The sequence below is a fragment of the Rhizobium sp. BK602 genome, assembly GCF_014195095.1.
Taxonomy (GTDB): domain Bacteria; phylum Pseudomonadota; class Alphaproteobacteria; order Rhizobiales; family Rhizobiaceae; genus Rhizobium.
The window spans coordinates 224859-250057 of the sequence record NZ_JACIBC010000002.1; the positions used below are offsets into that span (position 1 = coordinate 224859).

Consider the following 25199-nt stretch of genomic DNA (forward strand, 5'->3'; position numbering starts at 1 on the left):
TTCTGTGCGCGAACCCGAAAGGGGCCAAACCCCTTCGGGATCATGCTTCAAGCTTCGAGGATGCCTGCCAAAATGTTGCAGCGCAAATGAAAAATGCAGTCAGGTCGGGGCTCGATTCAGGGCCGCATTTTCGGCGTGGATGCGCACCGCGAGGATGGCGCCGTTGAGGAGAGAGAAGACCACGGCATAAAGCGGCAGGCCGAAGGCGAGCGGCAGCGCGGCGATCTCGCCGGCCACCACCGCATAGTTCGGATGGTTGAGGAAACGGTATGGCCCTTTCGTCACCAGCGGCGCTCCCGGCAGTACGAGGATGCGCGTCGTCCAGCGTTCTTTCAGCGTCACGAGCACCCAGACACGCAGGCCCTGCAGCAGCATGAAGACGATGAGCCAGAAAGGATTGATTGATCGGCCGGCCGCCAGAAGCCAGAGGCCGATAAGCCACGCGGCGTGCATCGCCACCATATAGGGATAATGCCTCGGCGAAATCTCCCGGCCGCCGCGCGCCAGCAGGGCAGCGGTATTGCGCCTGGCATGGGCAAGTTCGGCGAGCCGCTGCAGGGTGACGAAGGCGAGAAGCGCGATCGACGGCCAAAGCATCAGGCGGCCCTCCTCAGCGTGACGCAGCTTGCCGAAAAGCCCGGACCCATGGCGATCAGCGCCGAGCGGTCCGGCAGGCCGCGAGCGATGGCGCGTTCCAGCACGAAAAGCACCGTCGGCGACGACATGTTGCCGTAGTCGGCGATCACCCCGCGCTCGATATCGAGCGAGCCCGGATCGAGGCCGAAGGCGGTCTCCAGTGCTTGCAGCACCTTGGCGCCGCCGGGATGGCAGATGAAGCGGTCGATATCCGATACGCTCAGTCCCGCACGCTCAAGAATGCCGGCGACAGCAGGCCTGATATTGGCTTCGGCGAAGGGCGGCAGCGATTGTTCCAGGATGATGCCGAAACCGGTGTCGTCGATCTTCCAGCCCATGATGCCGAGGCTCTCGGGAAAGAGATGTTCGCCCGTCGACTCGATCTCGGCCACTCCAGCTTGGCCTGCCCGCAGGACGCAGGCGGCCGCGCCGTCGCCGAACAGGGCGGTGGCGATGATGTTCGGCCGCGTCAGCTCGTCCAGCCGGAAGGCCAGCGAGCAGAGTTCGATGGCGATGAAAAGGATGACGGCGCCGGGACGGCTCTTGGCCATGCGCGCGGCGATGGCGAGACCGGAGACGCCAGCCGCACAGCCCAGCCCGAACAGCGGCACGCGCTCGATATCCGCGCGAAAGCCCATCTCGCCCGCCAGCCGCGCCTCGAGGCTCGGCGTCGTCATGCCTGTCGACGACGCGGTGACGATGCAGTCCACATCCGCCGCCGTGAGGCCGGCGCGTTGCAAGGCGTTGCTTGCGGTCGTCGTGAAGAGGCGGCTTGCAACCTCGGCATAGGCCTCCATGCGATCCTGCCAGCCATGCGGCTCCTCGAACCAGGACAGCGGACGGGCGACATGGCGCTTGCGGATGCCGGCGCTTTCGAAGACGCGGGCAAGATGGCTGAAATCGCGGAAGCGGTCGGAAAACAGGCGAGCTGCGGTTTCGGCGGCTTCCGCTTGATGGATGATGGTGTCGGGCGTGGCAACGGCCAGGCTGACAAGCTTGACAGTATCGGTCACTCGTTTCTCCTTGGCGACCCTCGGCGGGCACGCAGGAGGAAACACGCCACCACCGGCCCTTATTCGGACGTCAGCGGTCACGAAAGAGTGACGATGGCGCAGGTTCGGGCCCCAAGAAAAATATCTGGAGGCGCCGAATAAATTGAACGGATGGCGTGTTCTTCCCCTCGCAACGATCATCTTGCCAAGGAGACATCCCATGACGACCACCGCTTTCCGCCTGGCTTCCGTCGCGCTCAGCGCCGGCCTCACCCTCGGCGCTTTCGCCGTTCCCGCCTTTTCGGCCGGCGACGATTCCAGCACGACGCCGACCTGCAAGAAGGGCGAGATCTATGACCAGAAGACGAAGAAATGCGTGAAGCAGCAGGGCGCCAACATCACCGACGAAAACCGCGCCGACTATGCCTATTCGCTGGCCAAGAAGGATCACCGCTATGAAGAGGCGCTGGCCGTTCTCGACACCATGCAGAACCCGAACACCGCCGAAGCGCTGAACTATCGCGGCTATGTCACCCGCAAGCTCGGCCGCACCGACGAGGGCATTTCCTATTATCTGAGGTCCGTCTCCATGGACCCGAAATACTCGCTGGTGCGCGAATATCTCGGCGAAGCCTATGTCATCAAGGGCCGTCTCGACCTCGCCAGGGATCAGCTCGCCACGATCAAGACGCTCTGCGGCAATACGAGCTGCGAGGAATACCAGGACCTGAACGAAGCGATCCAGAACCCGTCGAGCCTCTGATCTCGGGGTGGCCGGCATGAGCCGACGAGCATGGGAAGGAGATCCGCATGCCGGTCGCCCGCTCTGCAAATTCCGCCTATAGTCGGACAGTATCGGAACCGCCGGCGGGGCCGGCGGTTCTGAGGGACGGAAATCTCGCGGAGGGTGCCATAGCGAGTGAAGAGGACATAAGGGCCGGCCTGTCGCAGCACCTGACGCGGCTGTGGCGCTATGCCGTGGTGCTGTCGCATCAGCGCGACGTGGCGGACGATCTGGTGCAGGCGACCTGCGTCCGGGCGCTGGAGCGTGCGCATCAATTCGCGGCCGGCACGCGGCTGGATCGCTGGCTGTTTTCGATCCTGCATTCGATCTGGCTGAACGAGATCCGCTCCCGCCGGGTGCGCATGGGCCAGGGCTTTGTCGATGCCGACGAGACGTTGGTTTTCGATGGTGCGCGTGAGACCGAGACGCATATCCTCGCCGGTCAGGTGCTGCGACAGGTGCAGGCGCTGCCCGAAGCGCAGCGGACCGCGGTGTTCCTCGCCTATGTCGAGGGACTGTCCTATCGCGAGGTAGCTGAGGTTCTGGATGTGCCGATCGGCACGGTGATGAGCCGGCTGGCGGCGGCGCGGGCGAAGCTTGCGGATGGCATGGGGCCGACGGACGGCGCAGGGCTTTCCGGCGGCGGGCGACTGGGGAATGGACATGAGTGAAGCGGATAAAGGATCAATGCCCTCGGACGAACAGCTCACTGCCTTCATCGATGGCGAGCTGGACATGGTCGAGCGCGACAGGATCGAAAGATTGATCGAAAGCGATGCCGGGGTGGCGGAGCGTTTCGATCGCCTGTCGCGCGGCAATCTGCCCTTCCGCGAGGCATTCGAGCCGCTGCTGGCCGCCGCCCCAGCGGCAAAGCTGGAGGCGATGCTGGCCGCCATCCCGTCCACCGAAACGCCGAAGAAAGCCGCGTCCGGCATCGGCCGGCGTGGCCTTCTGGGTGCGATTGCGGCCTGCCTGGTTGCTGGCATTGCCATCGATCGGGCGGTGATCGGCATCGGCCATCGCCTCGCCAAACCGGACGAGGGGAGCGAATGGCGTGCCGTGGTTGCGCAATATCTTTCGCTCTATACGCCGGATACGCTGAGCGGGCCGGCGGGTGACCGCGCGCAGCAGGCCGCACAATTGAGCGAGCTCGGCGCGAAAGTGGGGCTTGCTTTGACACCCGAAGCGGTTGCGCTCCCCGGTATCGATTTCAAGCGCGCCATATTGCTGACCTATGACGACAAGCCCCTGGCGCAGATCGCTTATCTCGATCCCGAGAGCGGGCCGATGGCGCTTTGCATCACCCCCTCCGACACTGGCGCTGCCGCTCCGGGCATGGAAAACCGCCGTGGCATGAATGTCGTCTACTGGTCGGATGCCACGCATGCCTTCATGCTGATCGGCCATTTGCCGATCGACCGGATGAAGGCCCTGGCGGACGACGTGCGGGGCCGGCTGACGGCCTGAGATCGCTATCGGCCCTTTGGCGAAAGCTGTTTATCGGCTCAAATACGCCATGCAGTCGGGATTGGATCAGCGCAACATGAACGCGCTGATCCCGGTGTTTCTTCTGACTATCGATCATCGATCGGAACGATCATGATGCCTATGCCATGCGCTGGCGCGGCAGCACGAGGTCGGAAACCCTGTAGATGTGAAACTCGCTTTGCGAGACGGCATCCAACCTTTTGAATTTTTCGACGAAGGCCGGATCGGAAAAGAATTCACCGACGTTGTTCTCGTCGCGGATAGCCTCGATGTTCACGACGGTCTTGCCATCCGTGCTTTTCGACAGGTTGCTCCAGAGAAACCCTTCCTTCCGTTCCGCGACATAGTGCACGACGTCCTGGATGATTTCGAATGCTTCCTCCTGCTTGCCGGCATGGGCATGGATGACGTTCACGACGAATACGGTGGGTTCGGGCGCGAATTGGAATTCGGCTTTTTGGGAATGGGTCACGCGATCTCCGTTCAAAAATATCCGGCGGAATTTGCCGGCGCCGTGAGAGTTAGGCCGCGACAGAGGCCGAAAAAATGGGCTACTGATCCGAAGATAACGGACATGGATGTCCGCAATGGGGTCTCGGATATGGACAATATCGCCGCGCTGAATGTGTTCGTGATCGCGGCCGAAACCCGCAGCTTCGTCCGCGCAGGCGAGATGCTCGGCGTTTCCTCGTCGGCTGTCGGCAAAACCATGGCACGGCTGGAGAAAAGGCTCGGCGTGCGCCTGTTTCACCGCAACACCCGAAACATCGCCATTACGGCCGAAGGCATCATGTTCCTGGAGCGTTGCAGGCGAATCTTCTCCGAGATCGAAGCGGCGGAACAGGAATTGTCGCAGACCATCGCCGCGCCGCGTGGCTGGCTGCGCGTGAGCCTGCCGCTCGCCGGCATGCTGTTCATGCCCACGATCACCAAATTCATGCGAGCCTTCCCGGACGTGATGATCGACCTCGATTTTACCGACCGGCTGGTCGATGTGATCGAAGAGGGGTTCGACGCGGTGGTGCGGACCGGCGACATGACCGACAGCCGCCTGATGGTCAGAACATTGGGGAAGTTTTCCCATCGTATTGTCGGATCGAAGGAATATTTCGCCCGCTTTGGAATTCCCGGAAAACCGGGAGACCTATCGGCACATCTATGTCTTCACCACAAATACCCGTCGACCGGCAAGCTGGAACGCTGGCCATTGCGGCATGATGCAGGGCCGGGCAAGCTGGAACTGCCTGTATCGTCGATGGCAAGCACGCTCGAACCGCTGATCGGCATGGCCGAGGCCGGGCTCGGCGTGGCTTGCCTGCCGCTCTTCACCATCGACAGGCAAATCACCGATGGCACGCTCGTCTCGGTTCTGGCAGATCATGTCGAGGATGTCGGTGAGTTTCGCATCCTGTGGCCGTCGAGCCGGCAATTGTCTCCAAAAATACAGGCCTTTGTCCAGTTCATGGCGGAGAATCTCTTCCGCCCCTGAAGCGCGCGTCTCCAGCCGGAGAGACGCTGATCCCAGTTGCGGCCGAATGGCGTAAAATCGCGCGATCCAAAAAGAATTTGGCGAAAACTGATCCTGCTGGTATTCTCCGCCCAACGAAAATCAAACGAGCGCCTGCAGCATGCCTTTCGGCCTTGCGCGGTGCGGTGGAAAAGATACGTGAGTGACCCCGACAGCGGCAAAGCGCCGCAGGCAGACGGGGCGTCGGTAGCAGAGCGCAGGAAGGGTAAATCCTCCCGGCGCGCGAAGCGTAAGCGTGGCGGCCACGGCCGCCCAAACGCTTATTCTGCGGAGGCCAGTCAGGCCGGCAAGTCCGGTCCGGCGGCGACACGCCCAGCAGATGATGAGGCCGGTTTTCCGGCCAAGAAGCGCAAGCGCCGCCGTCGTTCCCGCAATGGGGCAGCCGATGGCGTGCAGCAAGGATCCCCGCCACAGCAACCGCAGGCCGCCGCGCCGAATCAGCGTGCGGGGGGCGATCATGCCCATCCTTCATCGAGCAAGAGCGGCAAGAACCGGCGCAAGCATCGCAACAAGCGCGGCCTGCAAGGTCGGCCGCTGGTGCATGAGAAGACGGCGCAGATCGTCGCTCCGGCCGCCGTCAATGCCGCTCCCGACCGCGCGCCGCCGCGCAGAGATCACCATCCGGCAACGCCGCGCCGCGATGGCCCGGCGCCGCATTCGGCCGAGGCCGATTCCCGCCCGATGGACCTCTACGCGGCGCTCGATCTCGGCACCAACAATTGCCGCCTGCTGATCGCGCAGCCGACACGCCCGGGCCAATTCCGCGTCGTCGACGCCTTCTCCCGCATCGTTCGCCTTGGTGAGGGTCTCGGCGCCAGCGGTCGGCTGTCGGGTGATGCCATGGACCGCGCCGTCGAGGCGCTACGCATCTGCGCCGCCAAGTTGAAGACCCGCGAGATCCGCCGGATGCGGCTGATCGCGACCGAGGCTTGCCGCGCGGCCGAAAATGGCGAGTCGTTCCTTTCCCGCGTTACGGAAGAAACCGGCCTGCGGCTCGAAATCATCGACCGCGAGACCGAGGCAAGGCTCGCCGTTTCCGGCTGCTCTTCCCTGGTCGGCCCCGAGGCGCGCTCGGTGGTGCTCTTCGATATCGGCGGCGGTTCCTCGGAAATCGCCGTGATCCGCATCGGCGAGAACCGTTCCAGCCGGCTTGCCAATCACATCACCCATTGGACCTCGCTGCCGGTCGGCGTGGTGACGCTCTCGGAACGCCATGGCGGCCGCGATGTGACGCCGGAGCTGTTCGAAACCATGGTGTGTGAGGTGGCGGGCATGCTCGAGCGCTTCGATTGCCCGCCGGTGCAGCGGGCGGCGCGCGATAGCGGCGATTTCCACCTCATCGGCACATCAGGCACGGTGACGACGCTTGCCGGCGTCCATCTCGACCTGCCGCGCTATGATCGCCGCCGGGTGGATGGCGTCTGGCTGTCCGATGATGAGGTGTCGGCGATGCAGGCCAAGCTGCTGTCCTGGGATTTTGCCGGCCGTGCCGCCAATCCCTGCATCGGGCCGGACCGCGCCGACCTCGTGCTGGCGGGCTGCGCCATTCTGGAGGCGATCCGCCGCCGCTGGCCGAGCCCGCGCATGCGCGTTGCCGATCGCGGCCTGCGCGAGGGATTGTTGACCGATATGATGGCGGATGACGGTGTTTGGCGGCGGGGCCGCTCGCGCCGTGGCCACAGACCGAAGGATATGAAGGGGACGCAGGCATGAGCAAGCCAACGATCGCCGGCAACCGTACCGGCCGCAAGCTCGGCCAGCGCGTGAAGAAAAAGAAGCTGAAGGCCTCTTCGCGGCAATGGCTGCAGCGGCACATCAACGATCCCTATGTGCAGCGCGCGCAGCTTGAGGGCTATCGCGCCCGCGCCGCCTTCAAGCTGCTGGAGATCGATGAGAAACATCACATCCTGAAGGGTGCGCGCCGCATTATCGACCTCGGCGCCGCCCCGGGCAGCTGGTCGCAGATCGCCGCCAAGGTGACCGGCTCGACCGAAGAGGATATCCGCGTCGCCGCCATCGACTTTCTCGAAATGGCGCCGATTCCAGGCGTCGGCATCCTGCAGCTTGATTTCCTTGATCCGGATGCGCCGCAGCGGCTGATCGATGCCGTTGGCGGCACACCGGATCTCGTCATATCCGATATGGCGGCGCCGACGACGGGCCATCACCGCACCGATCACCTGCGGACCATGCATCTCTGCGAAGTCGCAGCCCATTTCGCCGTCGAAGTACTGGCCGAGGGTGGACATTTTCTCGCCAAGACCTTCCAGGGCGGTACCGAGCGCGACCTGCTGGCCCTGCTGAAACAGAATTTCCGCCAGGTGGTCCATGTCAAGCCAGGCGCTTCGCGGGCGGAATCGGTCGAGATGTTCCTGCTTGCAAAAGGCTTCAAGGGTCGCAAGACCGATGGTGATGCAACAGGCAAGACGGATGATGACGCAATAAGTGCTTGATCGGCCGTTGCTTTCGGCCGATGATGCAGCCCCATCGGCACTGCAGGCGGCGCATCTTGTCCATGCTTCTCTACGTCACTCTCGGTTCCAACGACATCCCGCGCGCCCGCGCGTTCTATGACGCGGTCCTGCCCATCCTCGGTTATCGGCGTCAGCGTGAATCGGATGAGGAAATCGGCTATGCCGCCGATGGCGACGTGCGCTGCCGGTTCTGGGTGGTCGTCCCCTACAACCACCGCGCCGCCACCGTCGGCAACGGCTCGATGGTCGCCCTGCATGCGGAAAGCCGCGCCGATGTCGACGCCTTTCATGCCGCCGCTCTCGCGCATGGCGGCACCGACGAGGGCCGGCCCGGACTGCGCTCTTTTCACGCCAATTTCTATGCGGCTTACGTGCGCGATCCCGACGGCAACAAGCTCAGCGCCGTCTGCGAGACGCCGGAATAGGCCCCACCTTCGTCCCGCCCCAACGGAAAGACGGTGAAACCTACTTCACCGCCGACTGCTGCGGCTGTGCCGCTGCCACGCGCTTCAGCCCGGCCTTGTGCCCGGAGACCATGGCGCCGGCGTTGCGATCCATGCGGATGAAGGGAATGGTGGCAAGCACGGTCAGGATCGAGATCGAGAAGAAGGCGATGTGGAAATCGCGGACCTGCAGTTCGGTGCCGCTGAAGAAGGTCGAGGTTTCGAGGATCATGGCGGCGACCGCCACGCCGAGCGCCATGCTGATCTGCTGCATGACCGAACTCATCGATGTCGCCTGGCTCGCCTGCTTGTCGCTGATATCGGCAAAGGCGAGCGCGTTGATGCCGGTGAAGAAGAAGGAGCGCGAGAAGCCGCCGATCAACAATACGCCGACGATGATGAGATGCGATGTCGAAGGCTCGAACAGGCCGGTGCAGATCGTCGTCAGGGTGGTGACGCCGGCGGCCGTCAGCAGGGCGGTCTTGAAGCCGACGGCGGTAAAGACCCTGCGGGCGATGAACTTGGTGGTGATCGCGCCGATGGCGCCGGCAAAGGTGATCAGGCCCGATTGAAACGGATTGAGGCCGAAGCCGAGCTGCAGCATCAGCGGCGTCAGGAACGGCATGGCGCCGATGCAAATGCGAAATAGCGTGCCGCCGGTGACGGAGGCACGGAAGGTGGCATTCTGCAACAGCGACAGGTCGAGGATCGGCGCCGGGTGGCGGCGCTCATGACCGATATAGAGGATGCCGCAGACAAAGCCGACGACGATGGCGGAGATGCCGATGGCCGGCGGCAGCGCCGGCAGGCTGATGACCGACATCCCGAACACGATGCCGGCGGCCGCAAACGAGGTCAGCAGGAAGCCGATGACATCGAGCTTCGGCGGCATGGTCGCCTCGACATCCGGCAGGAAGATCGACGACAGGATGACGCCGAGAATGCCGACCGGAACATTGATCAGGAAGATCCAGTGCCAGGAGGCATAGGTGGTGATGAAGCCGCCGAGCGGCGGACCGGCAAGCGGGCCGACGAGGGCGGGAATGGACAGGAGCGCCATGGCGGAGACGAGATCGCTCTTCTTCGTGGTGCGCACCAGCACCAGACGCCCGACCGGCGTCATCATCGACCCGCCGACGCCTTGCAGGAAGCGGGCGAAGACGAATTCCAGCAAGCCGCTCGAGACGGCACAGAGGATGGAGCCGACGATGAAGACGCAGATGGCGACACGGAAGATGTTCTTGGCGCCGAAACGATCCGCCATCCAGCCGCTGATCGGAATGAAGACGGCGAGCGACACCATGTAGGAGGTCAGCGCCAGTTTCAGCGTGATCGGGCCGACATGCAGATCCGCGGCGATCGCCGGCAGCGCCGTCGCGATCACGGTGGAATCCATCTGTTCCATGAAGAGGGCAACGGCAAGGATCAGCGGAACGATGCGGTTCATAGGCACATGCCTTGGTGGGTCGTCTTCGGGAAAGGGCCGCGACGGCGGCACCCGCTCTGTAGTCCTGCGCGCAGCCTCTGCCAATCGCCGATTCCACCCCGTGGCGGCAAGAGGATCACGTCTTCGTGATGCCGATTGCTGCCAGCCACGGTGCGGCGGGTTTGACATATGCTAAACGCATGTAAATGCTAAGCGCATAAAACATCGCTCGCTCTATTAGCGGATTTGCACCGGCATGTCATGACCAAAATGCCGACAGAAAGAGATTGCGTCCCGGTCCCTTGCCGCCGGTGGCGCCGACAGGCGCAGCTTACGCTGCCATCAGTGGAGACAATAAGATCATGAGTGCCGTTCTGCCGCCCGAAACCCATCGGTTCATGCTGGGCTCCTCTACCGTCACCGTCGTCAAGGACGGAGCGACCGTCCTGGACAATCCATGGGAAACCTTCGGATCGAACCAATCGCCGGACACGGTGCGCAAATTGCTGGAACAGAACTTCCTGCCGACGGAAAAGCTGGTGAACAGCTACGCCCCGGCCATCATCGACACCGGCTCGGATGTCATCGTCGTCGACACCGGGATCGGCGCGGCCGGACGTGCCCGCGGCCTCGGCCGTTTCCGCGAAGGGCTGAAGGCCGCCGGCTATACGCCGGAGCAGGTGACCGTCGTCGCCCTGACCCATCTGCATGGCGACCATGTCGGCGGGCTGCTGGAGGAGGGCGCACAGGCCTTCCCGAATGCCCGCTATGCCGTGGGTGAGATCGAATACGGCTTCTGGACCGACAGGGCCCGCGAGGGAACGCCGGCCGAAGCTGGCCACAAGACGGTGCTTGCCAATGTCGCGCCCTTTGCCGAGAAGATGACCTTCCTCAAGGAGGGCGACCAGATCGTCGGCGGCATGACCGCCATGCTCGCGCCCGGCCACACGCCCGGCCATCTCGTCTTCCATCTCGAATCGAACGGCAAGCAACTGGTCCTGACCGGCGATACCGCCAACCATTACATTCTCTCGCTCGGACGCCCAGACTGGGAGGTGCGCTTCGACTTCGACAAGGCCCAGGCCGCCAGAACCCGCCGCCGCATCTTCGACATGATCGCTGCCGACCGCATCCCCTTCCTCGGCTTCCACATGCCGTTCCCGGCGGTCGGCTTCGTGGAGAAGCAGGCAGAGGGTTTCCGCTATGTGCCGAAGACCTATCAATTCGATCTGTGAGGACGAGCCGGCAGAGGCAGGTCGGGCCTTGAGAAGCCGATCACAGGGCTGACCTTCGGCCAAGAATATACAATGATTTCTGTCGTAAAGGTCCGTGGTTCACGCTGGGTTTTTCGTGAGCGAGTTTTACGACAGAATCGCCTCTTGCATCCAATCGCTGATAACTTGTCGCCGAATTCAGGAACCTCGAGAAAGCGCCGCACCTGGTTGGAAAGCGTCCGGCCGTGCCGCGAGATGCTCGGTCACGAAATCCACAAAAGCCCGGACCTTCGGGGAGAGTTGGCGATTGGACGGCCAGACGAGCGACAATGAGCCAAATGCGACCATGTGTGCGGTCAGCACAGGAACAAGCAATCCCGCGTGGATATGTGCCGCCGCTACATAGATCGGCAGGTGGGCGATCCCCAAGCCGTCCAAGGCAGCCCGCACGCCCGCGTCCGTATTGTTGAAGGCCAGGCTTCTGGGCAACATCAGCTTTTCGTTCGGGGGAGCAAAGGCCCAGGGCGCCAGCCTGCCGCTCGTGGGATATTTGAAATGGATGCAGGCATGTATGGCGAGATCGGCCGGCGTCGCCGGAAAAGCATGGCGATCGAAATAGGCAGGGCTTGCGCAAACAACAAAATGCTGCTCCCCGAGATGTCGGGCAATCAGACGGGTATCGGCGAGTTCGCCGCTGCGAATGGCTATGTCCAAGCCTTCCGTCACCAGATCGGTAACACGATCCTCAAAGTCGATATCCAACTCGATCTCGGGGTAGCGTGCAACGAAGGCCGGCAGCATGGGCATCAAGAGATGATGACCGACGATGTGCGGAACGCTGATGCGCAGGCGCCCTCTCGGGCGCTTCCGGCTTTCTATCAGACTGGCCTCTGCATCTTCGAGGTCGTCGATGATGCGCTTGCAGCGTTCGTAGAAGGCCGAACCTTCCTCCGTCAGGCTGATGTTCCGCGTTGTCCGGTTGAACAACCTGACGCCGAGCCTCGCCTCAAGGCGTGCGATGGCCTTGCCGATGGCCGATGGCGAAAGGCCAGCGACGCGAGCCGCCGCCACATAGCTGCGTTGTTCGGCCGCATGAACGAAGGCGGCAAGACTGCTGAAGCTATCCATAGCGACACCAATTAAAGACATATTGTCCTTAATGAAAGTCCATTTCCCGTAATTGATCAATATTCGGGACCGGATATCGTTTCTCCCGCAGGAAGCCCAGCCCTCATCCTGCTTCCCTTCAGCCGGAGATACACATGAAGTTGGTCAGGAAAGAACCGCGGTCGGCAGGAGCCAATTCATCGCTCGCTGTGCTGCTAACAGGCAATTTTGTCACCATCCTCGATCTTTTCATCGTCAATGTGGCGCTGCCGAATATTCAACGGGACTTGCACGCTACGAACGCCGAGTTGCAGATGATCATGGTGGCTTACAGCGTCTCCTATGGCGCAATGCTGCTCAATGGCGCCCGTTTGGGCGATCTTTATGGCCGGCGGCGGATGTTTCTCTCCGGCATGGCCATCTTTGCGGTGGCATCCCTGTTGTGCGGCATTGCCTCGTCGCCCTGGAGCCTCATTGCCTCGCGTGCATTGCAGGGGATCGGCGCAGCGCTGCTCATGCCGCAGGTCTATGCGTCGCTGCGATTGCTGTTCGATGGGGACAAGCGCCGGTGGGCGTTTGGCGTGATGGGAGGCGTGCAAGGTGCCGCCGGTGTCGCCTCGCAAGTGCTCGGCGGTGGTTTGATGGCACTCGATATTGGCGGCCTCGGCTGGCGCCTGATCTTTTTCGTCAACCTGCCGGTCGCTGCCTACGCCATCATTGCCGGGAAGTGGTTCATCGTTGAAACCAGGGAAACCGTATCGGCGAGGCTCGACATGATGGGAGCATTCCTGGGGGCCGCCGCCCTCACGGCAATCCTCTTGCCGGCGATGATGGGTCGAGAGCAGCACTGGCCATGGTGGACGATCATCGGCCTGTTGTCGTCCGTGCCTTTGCTCACGGCCTTCATCGCGCATGAAAACCGCTTGAGGCAGCGTGGCGGCGCCCCGATTGTCGATCCCTCGCTGTTCAGGAATGACGGTTTCGCCTTCGGTATGGTGGCGTCGTTTCTGTTTTTCTCCGCGATCAGCTCTTTCTCGCTGTCGCTGACGATCTTTTTGCAGGTCGGCCTTGGCTGGGCTCCTTTGCAGGCGGCCATGCTGTTTCTGCCCTCTACGATTGCTTTCTTCGCCGGCTCCCTGGTGTCGGCCTTCCTGGCGAAGCGGACGGGGCATCAGGCGCCGATCTTCGGCATGGGCATCTTCGGCTTAGGCTTGCTGATCGCCGTTGCTGACGGCCTTTTCGGCGGAGAGACATCGGCCTTGACGATCTCGGTGGTGATGCAAGGGTTTGGGCAGGGAATTATCATTCCGCTTTTGCTCAACATGGTTCTGAGCACGGTCGCCAATTCGGAAGCCGGGATGGCGTCCGGCGTCTTCAGCACCATACAGACGGCGGGTTCGGCCTTCGGCCTGACGATCGTCGGCATCATCTTGTTCGGCATGATTGACGAAAGCGGCGTGGCAATAAATTCCGCAGCTCCAGCCGCCGGTGGCTACGGGGCGGCATTCGCAGTCGCGACGCTTTATAATGTGGCCGCCGTCGCTCTGAGCCTTGTTCTCTTCCGCGCATTGCATGGGCGGGAGAGATCGCATGCATAGGCCGAAACTCGCGTTATTTCGAAAACCCCGACCACGGCGTCGATCTCGGCGCCGTGGTCGATCCCGCATCGAAGCCAGGGATTGGCATATCTGCCCCGCGCTTTTTGCTATTCCCTTCCTGTCATAGACGTGTTACCAGCCCTCGCCAACTTCCAAGCAACACTTGCAAGATCGCCCGGTGGATGATTCGTTCCGGAGCCGTCCTGCTTTTCACAGACGAAGGAATTGGCAATGGCACGCATTATTGAAACGTCAACCGGGTTGGATGCCCTAACTTTCGACGACGTGCTCCTGCAGCCGGGACACTCCGAGGTCATGCCCGGCCAGACGAATATCGCCACCCGCATCGCCCAGGATATCGAGCTCAACCTGCCGATCATGTCGGCCGCCATGGACACGGTGACGGAAAGCCGTCTCGCCATCGCCATGGCCCAGGCCGGCGGTCTCGGCGTTATCCACCGCAATCTGACGCCGGTGCAGCAGGCCGAAGAGGTCCGCCAGGTCAAGAAGTTCGAAAGCGGCATGGTGGTCAATCCGGTCACGATCGGCCCCGACGCCACGCTCGCCGAAGCACTGGCCCTGATGAAGGCGCACGGCATTTCCGGCATTCCCGTCGTCGAGAAGTCGCACCGTCTGGTCGGCATCCTCACCAACCGCGATGTCCGCTTCGCCTCCGATCCCCAGCAGAAGATCTACGAGCTGATGACTCGTGAAAATCTGGTCACGGTCAAGGACGGTGTGCAGCAGCAGGAAGCCAAGCGCCTGCTGCATCAGCACCGCATCGAGAAGCTGCTGGTCACCGACGGCGAAGGCCGTCTCGTCGGCCTCATCACCGTCAAGGACATCGAGAAGTCGCAGCTCAACCCGAACGCCTCGAAGGATGCGCAGGGCCGCCTTCGCGCCGCCGCCGCCATCAGCGTCGGCGATGATGGCTTCGAGCGCGCCGAGCGCCTGATCGAGGCCGGCGTCGACCTTCTGGTCGTCGATACCGCCCACGGCCATTCGCAGCGCGTCCTCGATGCCGTCACCCGCGTCAAGAAGCTCACCAACTCGGTTCGCATCATGGCCGGCAACGTCGCCACCTATGACGGCACGCGGGCGCTGATCGATGCCGGCGCCGACGCCGTCAAGGTCGGTATCGGCCCCGGCTCCATCTGCACGACCCGTATCGTCGCCGGTGTCGGCGTGCCGCAGCTCGCCGCCATCATGTCAGCGGTGCAGGCCGCGCAGGACCAGAACATTCCGGTCATCGCCGACGGCGGCATCAAGTTCTCCGGCGATCTGGCCAAGGCAATCGCCGCCGGCGCCTCCGCCGCCATGGTCGGCTCGCTGCTCGCCGGCACGGATGAAAGCCCGGGCGAGGTCTATCTGTACCAGGGCCGCTCCTTCAAGGCCTATCGCGGCATGGGCTCCGTCGGTGCCATGGCGCGCGGCTCGGCCGATCGCTACTTCCAGGCGGAAGTCCGCGACACGCTGAAGCTGGTGCCGGAAGGCATCGAAGGCCAGGTGCCCTACAAGGGTCCCGTCTCGGGCGTGCTGCATCAGCTCGCCGGCGGCCTCAAGGCGGCCATGGGCTATGTCGGCGGCGCCGATCTCAAGGATTTCCAGGAGCGCGCCACCTTCGTACGCATCTCCGGCGCCGGTCTGCGAGAAAGCCATGCCCATGATGTCACCATCACGCGCGAGAGCCCGAACTATCCCGGCGCCGGCGTCTGATCGATGCGCGGCGACGCCAAAGGCGATGTCAGGTCCCTGCAAGGCCTGACGGCGGTTCTCGCCGCCCTGTCCCTGGCGCTCTTCGCCTGGATTTATGCCGGTTTCGTCACGGCCTTCCGCAATGCGGCGGCGGGCCAGGAGATGCTGGATGCGCGCATTGGCGGCTATGAGCGGGACGATGTCGTCGCCATGCTGCGCTATCTCAGGGATCATCCCGATCCGGCCGCAATCCTGCGTGCCATGTATCTCGGGCCGGAGCTGGTCTTCCCGCTGGTTCTTGCCGGCCTGCTGTTCTGCCTGCTCGCGCTGCTCCGGCCGGGCGGCAGCTTTTTCGGCCGGACGATCGGACCGGTGACGGTCGCTGTGATCTTTTTCCTGCCGGTCGTTTACGGCATCATGGATTATGCCGAGAATATCGCCGGCCTGATCCTCTATCCGCCGGCCACACCCTCCGATGCGACCGTGGAGACGCTTGCGGGTCTGCTGCCCATCATCGTGCGGCTGAAATTCCTGTCACTGGTGGTGACCATCATTCTGCTGGCTCGCTTCGCGATTCTTCGCTACCTGTCTCCCGACGGCCCGCGGCCGTCCTGAGCGGGGCGTTTCCGCTCGCAAATCGGAAAGGAATCGGCGGCGTGACCGGCTATGAAATGTTGTGGCCCATGGCGGCCCATGCGGGGCTTGTCTACATCCTCTATGCGTTGCTGGGCTGGCGGCGCAGGACGCTGGTCAAGACGGGCGAAATCCGGCAGTCGCAGTTTCGCGCGAACCATGCCGCCGACGAGCCGGCGGCAAGCCTTGTGGTGCGCAACAGCATCGCCAATCAGTTCGAGCTGCCCGTCCTGTTCTATGCCTGCTCTATCGCGTTGTTCATCACCCAGGCGGATAATCTGCCGGCGGTGATCCTGGCCTGGATTTTCGTCGCCACGCGCTATGCTCATGCTTTCGTACATGTCACCAGCAACAATCTGCGCTACCGCAGCCCGCTCTTTGCGCTCGGCTATATCGTCCTTGCCGGCATGTGGGCATGGCTGGTCATCTGGATGGCGGTCACGCAGGCCATGCCCGCCTAGGACGCCGCGCGTTCATCCGAACAGGCAAAGGGCATTCCGGAATTATCACAAGAAAATTTGGGGTTTCCCCCCATGGGTGCATTCAGTATGTCTATGCGGACTAGCGTACCCGCGCCTCCGGGTGTCGCTTCGAGCATACTGAAACGGTACATGCATGAACCCGGAGAAACCAACCCGCGTCGAGTTCCGCAAGCGGCCCAAACAGGAACGCAGCATCCAGCGCGTCGATGTCATTCTGACCGCCGCCGCGCAGCTCATTGCCGATAAGGGTGTCAGCGGCATGAAGATGACGGAAATCGCCGCCGTGGCCGGCGTGCCGATCGGTTCCGTCTATCAATATTTCCCTGAAAAGGCGGCGATCGTCACGGCCCTGTTCGACCGCCACGCCGTCCTCGTCCAGCAGAAGACGAAAGAGGTCTTCGCCACGGTGACGTCGCTCGACCATGCCCTCGATCTCATCTGCGGCACCATCGACTGGTATTATCGCGAATTCCGTAGCGACCCGACCTATATGGGCGTCTGGCTCGGTACGGAAATGGATACGGACCTGCTGAGGCTCAATATCGAGCACAGCAATCGCGTCGCCGAGATATTCCTCAAGGGTATCGAGCCCTTCCTTCCCCCCGGCACCGCAATCGACCTGCCGGCCCGCGCCCAGCTCTTCAGCCATCTGATCGGCGCATCGGTCCGCCTTGCCATCATGAGCGACAAGGCGCTGGCCACCCGCATGCTGCACGAATGGAAGCTGGTGATCCGTGCGACGCTGTTTGCGGATGGGAGGCAATAGGCAGTAGGCAATAGGAAAGGGGATGGAGAGGCTTGACCGGCCACGCACCCGGAGTTTCCTCTACTGCCTACTGCCTACTGCCTACTGCCTACTGCCTACTGCCTACTGCCTACTGCCTACTGCCTACTGCCTACTGCCTACTGCCTACTGCCTACTATTCTCACCAGCCCGGCAAGATATGCCCGGCGCGCAGGCGCGGCGTGTAGCGGGTGAAGGTTTTCACCTCGCCGTCGAGATCGTCGTCGACGGCCGCCGGGGTGATATTGTCCAGACAGGCGGAGATATGGGCGGTGATGGCGTTCATCAGCGAGGTGGACAGGCCTGGCCGCTTCATGATGCCGATCTGCACCGGCGGCAGCGGCGGGAAGCCGTCGGCCTGGGTCAGCACTTTCATGCCGGTGCGCAGCGCCGATTCCGGCATGACCGAAACCGCCATGCCGGCCAGCACGGCGGCGGCGACAACGGTGCAGGACCAGCTGGTGAACAGGACCTGGTAGTCGCGGCCGCCCGCATCGAGCGCCGAACAGGCGAGCTGCCGCCACGGGCAGTCGCGCCGCCCGACGGCGAGCGGAATGGGAGCGTCGTCGCGCAGCGGATGGTTGGCCGAACCGACCCAGCAGAGCGGTTCGGTCCGCACCACATCCGACATCCGCTCGCGCGGATTATGCGTGACCAGCGCGATATCGAGCTCGCCGCGATGCATGCGTTCGGCAAGATCGACCGAGGGTTCGCAGACGATATAGAGCTCGACATTCGGATGCGTCTTGGCGAAGCGGCCGATGATTTCGGGCATGTAGCGGTCGGCATAATCGTCGGGCGTGCCGATGCGCAGCGTGCCCTCCAGCCTGTTGTCGTCGAAGGCAGCGATCGCCTCGTTGTTGAGGCGGATGATGCGGCGGGCGTAATTCAGCAGCTTGTCGCCTTCCGCCGTCAACCGGTTGCCGCGGCCGTCCTTGATGAAAAGCTGCTTGCCGACGCGCTCTTCCAGCCGGCGCATCTGCATGGAAACCGCCGACTGCGTCTTGAATACGCGATCGGCGGCCTTGGTGAAGCTGCCGGAATCCACGATGGCGATGAAGGTCTGCAACTGATCGATATCAAGCGGCGCGGACATGATCTCACCTATAAAAGAGTTTGATGCTTATCATTAGAAACATTCGTTGGACTGATCAATAGGTGTTTGGCATCTTCCTAATGCAATTCAGCATACCAATGAGACAGAATTCCCTGTCGAACTCCTCCCGGCCTCCACCCCTTTCCCGCACTGCCGGGAAGGGGTTCGGCCAGCGTGTGCCTGAAGGAAAGGACCAAGGAAATGCGCACGACAGATCGGACACTTCAACTCGGCCATGCAATGCCGTCGCTGCCTTTGACGGTACGCCTGACGCTTGCTTTCGAAAAAGTGGCATCCGCCTGGCGCGCAATCCGCAACCGACGCGAAATCAATTATCTGCATGAGCTGAACGACAGCCAATTGATGGATATCGGCCTGACGCGCCAGGAGCTGAGGTCGGCGCTGACCACCTCGACCTTCTTCGAGGACCCGTCCTGCCATCTGACCACCTCCGCCCGTCGGCGCACGCGCTTTCCGAGTTTCAACGCCTTGCGCGGTTGAAACCGGCCTATCGTTTCCCCGCAGGGTGATAGCCAATAAGCCCTGCCTCTTTCCCGGTGTCCGGCCCTGTGCCGACACCGGGTTTTTTCTTTTGGACGGCTATCTTCGGCAAAAAGACGCTCGGCAAATTGCCTTGTGTTTCGAATGCCTTATCTTATGGCTAAGCGAAGATGCGAGGACGATGGTGATGGCGACGGTAATCCTCTTTCATTCCGTTTACGGGTTGCGTTCTCTCGAGAACGAGGCGGTGGAGCGCTTGCAGGCGGCCGGACACAAGGCTTTCGCGCCTGACCTTTATGACGGCTGGACCGCCAGTTCGGTCGAGGAAGGGTTCCGGTTGCGGGACGAGGTCGGCTGGCAGACCATCTGCGAACGGGCCGAATGGGCTATGGCCGGCTTGCCTCCTTCGACCGTCCTTGGCGGGTTCTCCATGGGTGCGGCCGTTGCGGCAAGCGTCTGGCCGAAGCGGCCGCAGACGGCCGGCATCCTCTTCCTGCATGGTATCGCCGGGATTGCCGACAACGCCCGCAAGGGCTTGCCCCTGCAGCTTCATCTCGCCGATCCCGATCCGTTCGAATCGGCGGCGGAGGTTGCCGCCTGGCGCTCGGCCGTCGAGCGATCCGGGATTGCGGCGGATATTTTCACCTATCCGGGCCCCGGCCACCTTTATACCGATGCCAGCCTGCCGGATTACGATGCCAAGGCGGCGGATCTGACATGGAGCCGCGTGCTCGCCTTTCTCGACGCTGTCGAGGCTTGACCTTGAACTGAGGGCGCATGTCGCCTAGTCTACGCGCTATTCGTCATTCCAACAGGATGTGTGCCGCAATGGATTCCAACCCGATCGCAACGCCGTTCAGCCTTGCCACCGGGGACATCCATATCCATGCCTGCATCCATCATCCTTTCCAATCTTTCGTGGTCCACGCCTGACGGCCGGCCGCTTTTTTCCAATCTCGACCTGAGCTTCGGTCCGGAGCGTATCGGCCTTGTCGGCCGTAACGGCGTCGGCAAGACGACGCTCTTGAAGCTGATTGTCGGCGAGATCCAACCCCAGTCCGGCGCCATAGCCTTCGGCGGCAGTTTCGGCATGTTGCGCCAGAGCGTTCAGGTGAAGCCCGGCGAAACGATCGCCGACCTCTTCGATGTCACCGAGGCGCTGGCCGTTCTTCGTCGCGCCGAAGCGGGCGAGGCGACGGCCGAGGAGCTGGCGGCGGCGGATTGGATGCTGGAGGCACGCATCGCCTCCGCTCTTGCCCGCGCCGGTCTGAACGCGGAGTCTCGCACCCGCCTGGCGGCCCTGTCGGGCGGGCAACGCACCCGCGCCGGCCTCTCCGCCTTGATCTTCAGGGAGCCCGATTTTCTCATCCTCGACGAGCCGACCAACAATCTCGACCGCGACGGTCGGCACGCCGTGGGCGAGCTGCTCGCAGGCTGGCGGGGCGGTGCGATCGTCGTCAGCCATGACCGTGAATTGCTGGATAGGATGGACGCCATCGTCGAGCTGACGTCGCTCCGCGCCACGCGCTATGGCGGCAATTGGAGCCATTACCGCGAGCGCAAGGCGCTCGAGCTCGCGGCCGCCGAACACGATCTTGCCGATGCCGAAAAGCGTGTGGCCGAGGTTGCCCGCGCCGCGCAGGCGGCGGTGGAGCGGCAGGCGCGGAAAGATCGAGTGGGCAAGAAGAAGGCCGCCAAGGGTGGCACTCCCCGCATCCTTCTCGGCGGAATGAAGGAACGGAGCGAGATGACGAGCGGCGACAATACCCGTCTGGCCGAACGCCAGCGCGCGGAGGCGCGCGATGATGCTGCAGCCGCGCGCCGCCGGATCGAAATTCTCCAGCCCCTGTCCGTCAAGCTTCCCGCAACCGGATTGCCGGCCAGCAAGACCGTCCTGAAGATCGGCGGCGTGACCGCCGGCTATCGGCCGGAGCAGCCGATCATCCGAGATCTGTCATTCGACATCACGGGTCCGGAGCGGATCGCCGTCACCGGCCCGAACGGCTCGGGCAAGACGACACTGCTGGCGCTGATATCGGGAACTCTGACGCCCTGGACGGGAACGGTGCGCCTCGTGGCAACCTTTTCCATGCTCGACCAGCGGGTAAGCCTTCTCGACCCGGCACTGTCGATCCGCGACAATTTCCGGCGGATCAATCCGCTAGCGGACGAAAACGCCTGCCGCGCCGCTCTTGCCCGCTTCATGTTCCGGGCGGATGCGGCGCTTCAGCGGGTGTCCACCTTGAGCGGCGGACAATTGCTGCGCGCCGGCCTCGCCTGCGTCCTCGGCGGCCCGACGCCGCCTTCGCTGCTGATCCTCGACGAGCCGACCAACCATCTCGACATCGATTCCATCGCGGCCGTCGAGGCCGGCTTGCGCGCCTATGACGGCGCGCTTCTGGTCGTCAGCCATGACGAGGTTTTTCTGGAGGGAATCGGGATTTCACGACGATTGGAATTGCCGGCCTGGCGGACCGCTGACCGTGCAGACGAACGAAGGGACGATCTGGATATAGGAAGGTAAGGCTGCTCAATCGATCTGCCATGACGCAGGCCAATCATCGAAGCTTTCGATCGGCACAGTGTCACACAGCAGCGTATACAGGGGCTCTGCGGGAAAATCGTTCAATCGGATAACCAGCGGCCCCTCGCATTCGCATGGATCGGTGGCCGTATAGACGAATTCCGCATCATCCGTTTTCTTCCAGCGAAGGCTGCGTTGCAGAAAGGACGTTGTGATCATTTCCTTCACCGTGGGAAGGGGCAGGGCGGCGGAGCCGGTCTTCCCGTCTATTTCGGCGCGGGCTTACCGTCGGCCTTCGTATAGCTGTCGAAGATCGCTTCCATGTTCTTCTGATAGTTCTTCTGCACTTCCAACCCACTGTCGAACATGGCGTTGAGCATCTCGGTATAGGCGGCCATGTCCACACCGGGAATGTCCACGCCGGGGATGGCGGGCTTGGCCTTGGGTTCTTCCTTCGGCGGCTCCGGCGTGCCGGGGACGTTGCGCATCATCTCCTGAAACGCCTTGGCGAAGGGATTGTCGAGGAAGGGATTGGAGGCGGCGGTGTTTTTCTTCTGTTCGGCGGGCTGCGCGCCGAACATCAGTTCCATCGCCTGGGTGAAGGGATTGTCGAAAATGCTCGCCTGCGGCGTCGGCTGCTGCTTCGGCGCGAAGCCGATGGTCTGCAGCCAGTTCTGCATCATCTCGCCCATCGCCGTGTTGAGGAAGGGATTGGCCATCGGGGGCATCTGACCGCTGGTCTCCTTGAACAGGCCGCCCATCAGCGTGTTGGCCATCACGGGCAGCATGCGCTTGTAGATCTCCTGGCCGATGCCGGTCATCTGCGCGGCCTGCGCGGCCACGGCACGCGATACCTCCTTGGAGCCGAACAGGCGTTCCAGCACGCTATTGCCATCGGCAATGCCCTGCGGCGTGAAGGCCTTGTTCATGTCCTCGAAATATTTGGCATAGCTGCCGGAGGTGATGTCCTGCATCACGCCCATGAAGTTATAGGGGTCGGTCGCGCTGCGCTTGAAGCCGGAGGAAAAGGCGGGCATCAGCGCCGCCATCGCCTTGGTCGCCTGTTCCTGCGCGAGGTTGAACTGCTTGGCCATCGCTTCGGTGGCTGCGCCGTTCTGCGCCTGCATCATCATCTCGAAGAGTGGCAGCATCGAAGTTCCTTTCCCCGCTATGTGGCCGCCCCGGAATCAGGAGACGACGGTTCTAGCAGTATAGCGGGAAAAAAGAGGGCGCATACCGGTTTCTGCCGGCGGCTGGCCCCGGCAATTCGGCGGCAAACCGGCAAATCAGTATTGATATTCCTCGAAGATCGGCTCGACCGACTGGTTCCAGCGGCCGTGATAGAGCATCAGCAGATCGTCGGAGAGCGTGCCCTTCTTGGCCAGCACCTCATCGAGCGGCGCGAGGAAGACGCTTTCGTCCTGGCCGTCGCCGTTCAGCCGGGCGCGGCTCTTCAAGCCGCTGCGGGAGATGCCGATGACTTCGCGGGCGACATCGAAGAGGCCATGACCCTTGATGGCGGCCTTGAGCCCTTGCACAGGCACGACGTCGCGCAGCGCGTTGACCTCTTCGAAAGTCCAGTCCCTGGTCAGCTCGTCGGCGGCCGCCAATGCGGCATCGTCATAGAGCAGGCCGACCCAGAAGGCCGGCAAGGCACAGATGCGCCGCCAGGGGCCGCCGTCGGCGCCGCGCATTTCCAGGAAGCGCTTGAGGCGCACGTCGGGGAAGAGGGTGGAGAGATGGTTGGTCCAGTCGCCCATGGTCGGTTCCCACTCCGCGATCTCGCCCTTCAGCGCGCCGTTCATGAACTGGCGGAAGGTGACATGGGTGCAATCATGATAGCGACCGTCGCGGACGACGAAATACATCGGAACGTCGAGCGCCCATTTGACATAGTCCTCAAAACCGAAATCGTCGCGGAAGGTGAAGTCGAGCAGGCCGCCGCGCTGGTTGTCGGTATCGCGCCAGATCTCGCCGCGCCAGGAGGAGAGGCCGTTCGGCTTGCCCTCGGTGAAGGGCGAGGAGGCGAAGAGCGCGGTTGCCAGCGACTGCAGCTTCATCGACACCCGCATCTTGCGGCGCATATCCTCTTCCGAGGAAAAGTCGAGGTTCACCTGGATGGTGCAGGTACGGTACATCATGTCGAGGCCCTCGGTGCCGACCTTCGGCATGTAACGGCTCATGATGTCGTAACGCGATTTCGGCATGCGCGGCGTCTCGGCCAGCGTCCATTTCGGGCTGCCGCCGATGCCGAGGAAGCCGATGCCCATCGGCTCGGCGATGTCCCGCAGCGTCGCCAGGTGCTGGTTGGATTCCTTGCAGGTCTGGTGAATGGTTTCGAGCGGCGCGCCCGAAAGTTCGAACTGGCCGCCTGGCTCGATGGAGATCGCGCCCATGCCGGTCGGCTCGGCGAGCCCGATGATGTTGCCGCGGTCCAGGATCGGCTCCCAGCCGCTCTTTTTCTGCAGGCCGTTCAGAAGCGCGGAAATGCTGGCTTCGCCGGCATAGGGCACGGGGCTGTTGTCGGCGCGGAAGAACACGAATTTCTCGTGCTCCGTGCCGATGCGGAATTGCTCCTTCGGCTTGTTGCCGGCGGCCAGATAGGCCGTCATGTCCGAGACCGAGGAGAGCGGAGTCTGGTCGGTGGTATCGCGCGCCATGGTATTACCTTGATCTCGGAAACAAGCCCGCGCAAGCCACGGGCCGATTGGAAGGGTGATTGCAGCGGATTGACGTACGGTGCAAGTGAATTTCTTTCAAGAGCCGTTCAAAAAAATAGGATCTTGTATCTCGGGGGTGCCTCGCGATGGTGCCATCCGGCGGTGCACTTGCACAAGCGTTCAAGACGGCTCGCCATTCCCGTGGATAGTTTTGCTTCGACAGTCAAAAAGCGGAGCATATCAATGTTCGATGAAATGGGTCTTCGTCCCATCTTGACGCTGCTCCTGGCGTCGCTGGTGATCATGGGCACTCCTGGCCCGTCGACGATCAGCGCGACGGCGGTGGGCGCGGCCTATGGTTTCCGACGATCGCTTGGCTACGTGTCCGGCCTCATCGCCGGCACGGTTGCTGTACTCCTGGCCGTGGCGGCGGGCGTCGTCGCTTTTCTGCTGTCCGTGCCACATGGCGCGCTCGTGCTGACAGTGGTTTCGGCAGCCTATATCCTCTATCTCGCTGTCAAGATTGCTAAGGCACCACCGCTGGCGCCCCGTGACGATCAGGTCGTCGCTCCCGCGTTTTTTGGCGGCCTCCTGCTGGCGATCGCCAATCCGAAAGCCTATCTGGCGATTGCGGCCGTCTTCGCCGGTGTCAGCCTGTTTCAGGATCGGCGGCTCGATGCGACGGTCAAGATCGCACTGCTGACGGGAATGATCGTCGCCATCCATATGATATGGCTTCTTGTCGGTGCCGCGCTCTCGCGCTTCCTTCAGTATCCGACCATTTCGCGGGCGGTGAATATCTCTCTGGCCACCCTGCTGATCGTTGCCACGGTATTTGCCGTAGTTGGCTGATGGCCTGCTTATGGCACCTCAGGAGAACGACGGGTCTCTGCCGACCAACTGGGGCCAGCCTGCGATCTGGACCGTTCGTCGCGAGTCCTGGCGCCTCAAGAACCGCTCTTAGAGCGAAGGCCGAAGATGTTCGTCCCTCGCGCTCGGCCCACCCCTTTTATAAACCCGGTCAGCATCGGGCAGGCCAAGCGCTAATCTACATCATAGCGGAAGAGAAAATTGGACAAGTAAATGCGGCTCACTTGTTCATGTCTTCGACCACCCAGCGGAAAAATAAAACGA

Annotated in this window: 26 protein-coding genes; 17 read left to right on the plus strand and 9 right to left on the minus strand. The window is 62.6% G+C overall.

Annotated elements, in window-relative coordinates; genetic code table 11:
* Nucleotides 1–99 precede the first annotated feature (99 nt).
* Complete coding sequence (locus tag FHX11_RS06475; protein WP_184356246.1) at nucleotides 100–597, minus strand: isoprenylcysteine carboxylmethyltransferase family protein; 498 nt, start codon at nucleotides 595–597, stop codon at nucleotides 100–102.
* A complete protein-coding gene (locus FHX11_RS06480) occupies nucleotides 597–1649 on the minus strand; it encodes a type III polyketide synthase (RefSeq protein WP_184356248.1) in 1053 nt (350 codons plus the stop codon). The genes FHX11_RS06475 and FHX11_RS06480 overlap by 1 nt, the downstream gene beginning before the upstream one ends.
* A gap of 199 nt (nucleotides 1650–1848) precedes the next feature.
* Here FHX11_RS06480 and FHX11_RS06485 point away from each other — a divergent pair, with 199 nt between their 5' ends.
* From FHX11_RS06485 to FHX11_RS06495, 3 genes are read left to right on the plus strand one after another with little or no spacing between them, the layout of a single operon-like run.
* A complete protein-coding gene (locus FHX11_RS06485) occupies nucleotides 1849–2391 on the plus strand; it encodes a hypothetical protein (protein WP_184356250.1) in 543 nt (180 codons plus the stop codon).
* 47 nt (nucleotides 2392–2438) lie between these two features.
* The gene (locus tag FHX11_RS06490; protein ID WP_184356252.1) at nucleotides 2439–3083 is read left to right on the plus strand and encodes an RNA polymerase sigma factor; all 645 of its coding nucleotides are present in this window, start codon (nucleotides 2439–2441) and stop codon (nucleotides 3081–3083) included.
* A 16-nt stretch (nucleotides 3084–3099) separates the two neighbouring features.
* The gene (locus tag FHX11_RS06495) at nucleotides 3100–3879 is read left to right on the plus strand and encodes an anti-sigma factor (RefSeq protein WP_184356254.1); all 780 of its coding nucleotides are present in this window, start codon (nucleotides 3100–3102) and stop codon (nucleotides 3877–3879) included.
* 139 nt (nucleotides 3880–4018) lie between these two features.
* Here the strand turns inward: FHX11_RS06495 and FHX11_RS06500 are convergent, their stop codons facing one another.
* Nucleotides 4019–4372, minus strand: coding sequence for an antibiotic biosynthesis monooxygenase (locus FHX11_RS06500; RefSeq protein ID WP_184356256.1), 354 nt, complete (start codon nucleotides 4370–4372; stop codon nucleotides 4019–4021).
* 129 nt (nucleotides 4373–4501) lie between these two features.
* Here FHX11_RS06500 and FHX11_RS06505 point away from each other — a divergent pair, with 129 nt between their 5' ends.
* The 4 genes from FHX11_RS06505 to FHX11_RS06520 all read left to right on the plus strand — a co-directional run bounded on the left by FHX11_RS06505 (nucleotide 4502) and on the right by FHX11_RS06520 (nucleotide 8327).
* A complete protein-coding gene (locus FHX11_RS06505) occupies nucleotides 4502–5389 on the plus strand; it encodes a LysR family transcriptional regulator (RefSeq protein WP_184357501.1) in 888 nt (295 codons plus the stop codon).
* 177 nt (nucleotides 5390–5566) lie between these two features.
* Nucleotides 5567–7141, plus strand: coding sequence for a Ppx/GppA phosphatase family protein (locus FHX11_RS06510; RefSeq protein ID WP_184356258.1), 1575 nt, complete (start codon nucleotides 5567–5569; stop codon nucleotides 7139–7141).
* Nucleotides 7138–7881, plus strand: a complete 744-nt coding sequence (locus FHX11_RS06515) for an RlmE family RNA methyltransferase (protein WP_184356259.1) — start codon at nucleotides 7138–7140, stop codon at nucleotides 7879–7881. Before FHX11_RS06510 ends, FHX11_RS06515 begins: the two co-directional genes overlap by 4 nt.
* A gap of 62 nt (nucleotides 7882–7943) precedes the next feature.
* The gene (locus tag FHX11_RS06520; protein WP_184357502.1) at nucleotides 7944–8327 is read left to right on the plus strand and encodes a VOC family protein; all 384 of its coding nucleotides are present in this window, start codon (nucleotides 7944–7946) and stop codon (nucleotides 8325–8327) included.
* Nucleotides 8328–8367: 40 nt separating this feature from the next.
* Here FHX11_RS06520 and FHX11_RS06525 read toward each other — a convergent pair whose 3' ends face one another.
* Complete coding sequence (locus tag FHX11_RS06525; RefSeq protein ID WP_184356261.1) at nucleotides 8368–9792, minus strand: DHA2 family efflux MFS transporter permease subunit; 1425 nt, start codon at nucleotides 9790–9792, stop codon at nucleotides 8368–8370.
* A 341-nt stretch (nucleotides 9793–10133) separates the two neighbouring features.
* On the opposite strand from FHX11_RS06525, the gene FHX11_RS06530 reads away from it, so the two are divergent.
* Entirely contained in the window at nucleotides 10134–11006 is an 873-nt protein-coding gene (locus FHX11_RS06530) for an MBL fold metallo-hydrolase (protein WP_184356263.1), read from the plus strand.
* 177 nt (nucleotides 11007–11183) lie between these two features.
* On the opposite strand, the gene FHX11_RS06535 is transcribed toward FHX11_RS06530, so the two are convergent.
* Nucleotides 11184–12113, minus strand: coding sequence for a LysR family transcriptional regulator (locus tag FHX11_RS06535; protein WP_184357503.1), 930 nt, complete (start codon nucleotides 12111–12113; stop codon nucleotides 11184–11186).
* 134 nt (nucleotides 12114–12247) lie between these two features.
* Between FHX11_RS06535 and FHX11_RS06540 the strand changes: the two genes are divergently transcribed.
* The 5 genes from FHX11_RS06540 to FHX11_RS06560 all read left to right on the plus strand — a co-directional run bounded on the left by FHX11_RS06540 (nucleotide 12248) and on the right by FHX11_RS06560 (nucleotide 17266).
* Complete coding sequence (locus FHX11_RS06540) at nucleotides 12248–13690, plus strand: MFS transporter (RefSeq protein WP_184356265.1); 1443 nt, start codon at nucleotides 12248–12250, stop codon at nucleotides 13688–13690.
* A 231-nt stretch (nucleotides 13691–13921) separates the two neighbouring features.
* The gene (guaB, locus tag FHX11_RS06545) at nucleotides 13922–15406 is read left to right on the plus strand and encodes an IMP dehydrogenase (protein WP_184356267.1); all 1485 of its coding nucleotides are present in this window, start codon (nucleotides 13922–13924) and stop codon (nucleotides 15404–15406) included.
* A gap of 3 nt (nucleotides 15407–15409) precedes the next feature.
* Entirely contained in the window at nucleotides 15410–16000 is a 591-nt protein-coding gene (locus tag FHX11_RS06550; RefSeq protein WP_184356269.1) for a hypothetical protein, read from the plus strand.
* Nucleotides 16001–16041: 41 nt separating this feature from the next.
* Entirely contained in the window at nucleotides 16042–16479 is a 438-nt protein-coding gene (locus FHX11_RS06555) for an MAPEG family protein (protein WP_184356271.1), read from the plus strand.
* Nucleotides 16480–16633: 154 nt separating this feature from the next.
* A complete protein-coding gene (locus FHX11_RS06560; RefSeq protein ID WP_184356273.1) occupies nucleotides 16634–17266 on the plus strand; it encodes a TetR/AcrR family transcriptional regulator in 633 nt (210 codons plus the stop codon).
* A gap of 160 nt (nucleotides 17267–17426) precedes the next feature.
* Here the strand turns inward: FHX11_RS06560 and FHX11_RS06565 are convergent, their stop codons facing one another.
* The gene (locus FHX11_RS06565) at nucleotides 17427–18380 is read right to left on the minus strand and encodes a LysR substrate-binding domain-containing protein (protein WP_184356275.1); all 954 of its coding nucleotides are present in this window, start codon (nucleotides 18378–18380) and stop codon (nucleotides 17427–17429) included.
* A gap of 201 nt (nucleotides 18381–18581) precedes the next feature.
* Between FHX11_RS06565 and FHX11_RS06570 the strand changes: the two genes are divergently transcribed.
* From FHX11_RS06570 to FHX11_RS06580, 3 genes are all read left to right on the plus strand, one after another.
* The gene (locus tag FHX11_RS06570; protein WP_184356277.1) at nucleotides 18582–18881 is read left to right on the plus strand and encodes a DUF1127 domain-containing protein; all 300 of its coding nucleotides are present in this window, start codon (nucleotides 18582–18584) and stop codon (nucleotides 18879–18881) included.
* A gap of 187 nt (nucleotides 18882–19068) precedes the next feature.
* Nucleotides 19069–19641, plus strand: coding sequence for a dienelactone hydrolase family protein (locus tag FHX11_RS06575; RefSeq protein WP_184356278.1), 573 nt, complete (start codon nucleotides 19069–19071; stop codon nucleotides 19639–19641).
* Between the two features lie 126 nt (nucleotides 19642–19767).
* On the plus strand, nucleotides 19768–21405 hold the full coding sequence (locus FHX11_RS06580) for an ABC-F family ATP-binding cassette domain-containing protein (protein ID WP_184356280.1): 1638 nt from the start codon (nucleotides 19768–19770) through the stop codon (nucleotides 21403–21405).
* 6 nt (nucleotides 21406–21411) lie between these two features.
* On the opposite strand, the gene FHX11_RS06585 is transcribed toward FHX11_RS06580, so the two are convergent.
* The 3 genes from FHX11_RS06585 to FHX11_RS06595 form a co-directional block, all read right to left on the minus strand.
* Nucleotides 21412–21624: a hypothetical protein gene (locus tag FHX11_RS06585; protein WP_184356282.1), complete on the minus strand. Its 213-nt coding sequence runs from the start codon at nucleotides 21622–21624 to the stop codon at nucleotides 21412–21414.
* Nucleotides 21625–21671: 47 nt separating this feature from the next.
* Nucleotides 21672–22556, minus strand: coding sequence for a DUF937 domain-containing protein (locus tag FHX11_RS06590; protein ID WP_184356284.1), 885 nt, complete (start codon nucleotides 22554–22556; stop codon nucleotides 21672–21674).
* A gap of 135 nt (nucleotides 22557–22691) precedes the next feature.
* The gene (locus FHX11_RS06595; protein ID WP_184356286.1) at nucleotides 22692–24065 is read right to left on the minus strand and encodes a glutamate--cysteine ligase; all 1374 of its coding nucleotides are present in this window, start codon (nucleotides 24063–24065) and stop codon (nucleotides 22692–22694) included.
* 243 nt (nucleotides 24066–24308) lie between these two features.
* Between FHX11_RS06595 and FHX11_RS06600 the strand changes: the two genes are divergently transcribed.
* Complete coding sequence (locus FHX11_RS06600; RefSeq protein WP_184356287.1) at nucleotides 24309–24917, plus strand: LysE family translocator; 609 nt, start codon at nucleotides 24309–24311, stop codon at nucleotides 24915–24917.
* Nucleotides 24918–25199: the final 282 nt, after the last annotated feature.

Excerpts from the sequence above, each read along its gene's own strand:
- FHX11_RS06475 (WP_184356246.1), bottom strand. The coding sequence starts at position 597 with ATGCTTTGGCCGTCGATCGCGCTTCTCGCCTTCGTCACCCTGCAGCGG.
- FHX11_RS06485 (WP_184356250.1), top strand. The coding sequence starts at position 1,849 with ATGACGACCACCGCTTTCCGCCTGGCTTCCGTCGCGCTCAGCGCCGGC.
- FHX11_RS06490 (WP_184356252.1), top strand. The coding sequence starts at position 2,439 with ATGCCGGTCGCCCGCTCTGCAAATTCCGCCTATAGTCGGACAGTATCG.
- FHX11_RS06495 (WP_184356254.1), top strand. The coding sequence starts at position 3,100 with ATGCCCTCGGACGAACAGCTCACTGCCTTCATCGATGGCGAGCTGGAC.
- FHX11_RS06505 (WP_184357501.1), top strand. The coding sequence starts at position 4,502 with ATGGACAATATCGCCGCGCTGAATGTGTTCGTGATCGCGGCCGAAACC.
- FHX11_RS06515 (WP_184356259.1), top strand. The coding sequence starts at position 7,138 with ATGAGCAAGCCAACGATCGCCGGCAACCGTACCGGCCGCAAGCTCGGC.
- FHX11_RS06520 (WP_184357502.1), top strand. The coding sequence starts at position 7,944 with ATGCTTCTCTACGTCACTCTCGGTTCCAACGACATCCCGCGCGCCCGC.
- FHX11_RS06525 (WP_184356261.1), bottom strand. The coding sequence starts at position 9,792 with ATGAACCGCATCGTTCCGCTGATCCTTGCCGTTGCCCTCTTCATGGAA.
- FHX11_RS06530 (WP_184356263.1), top strand. The coding sequence starts at position 10,134 with ATGAGTGCCGTTCTGCCGCCCGAAACCCATCGGTTCATGCTGGGCTCC.
- FHX11_RS06535 (WP_184357503.1), bottom strand. The coding sequence starts at position 12,113 with ATGGATAGCTTCAGCAGTCTTGCCGCCTTCGTTCATGCGGCCGAACAA.
- FHX11_RS06540 (WP_184356265.1), top strand. The coding sequence starts at position 12,248 with ATGAAGTTGGTCAGGAAAGAACCGCGGTCGGCAGGAGCCAATTCATCG.
- guaB (WP_184356267.1), top strand. The coding sequence starts at position 13,922 with ATGGCACGCATTATTGAAACGTCAACCGGGTTGGATGCCCTAACTTTC.
- FHX11_RS06550 (WP_184356269.1), top strand. The coding sequence starts at position 15,410 with ATGCGCGGCGACGCCAAAGGCGATGTCAGGTCCCTGCAAGGCCTGACG.
- FHX11_RS06560 (WP_184356273.1), top strand. The coding sequence starts at position 16,634 with ATGAACCCGGAGAAACCAACCCGCGTCGAGTTCCGCAAGCGGCCCAAA.
- FHX11_RS06565 (WP_184356275.1), bottom strand. The coding sequence starts at position 18,380 with ATGTCCGCGCCGCTTGATATCGATCAGTTGCAGACCTTCATCGCCATC.
- FHX11_RS06570 (WP_184356277.1), top strand. The coding sequence starts at position 18,582 with ATGCGCACGACAGATCGGACACTTCAACTCGGCCATGCAATGCCGTCG.
- FHX11_RS06575 (WP_184356278.1), top strand. The coding sequence starts at position 19,069 with ATGGCGACGGTAATCCTCTTTCATTCCGTTTACGGGTTGCGTTCTCTC.
- FHX11_RS06580 (WP_184356280.1), top strand. The coding sequence starts at position 19,768 with ATGCCTGCATCCATCATCCTTTCCAATCTTTCGTGGTCCACGCCTGAC.
- FHX11_RS06585 (WP_184356282.1), bottom strand. The coding sequence starts at position 21,624 with ATGATCACAACGTCCTTTCTGCAACGCAGCCTTCGCTGGAAGAAAACG.
- FHX11_RS06590 (WP_184356284.1), bottom strand. The coding sequence starts at position 22,556 with ATGCTGCCACTCTTCGAGATGATGATGCAGGCGCAGAACGGCGCAGCC.
- FHX11_RS06595 (WP_184356286.1), bottom strand. The coding sequence starts at position 24,065 with ATGGCGCGCGATACCACCGACCAGACTCCGCTCTCCTCGGTCTCGGAC.
- FHX11_RS06600 (WP_184356287.1), top strand. The coding sequence starts at position 24,309 with ATGTTCGATGAAATGGGTCTTCGTCCCATCTTGACGCTGCTCCTGGCG.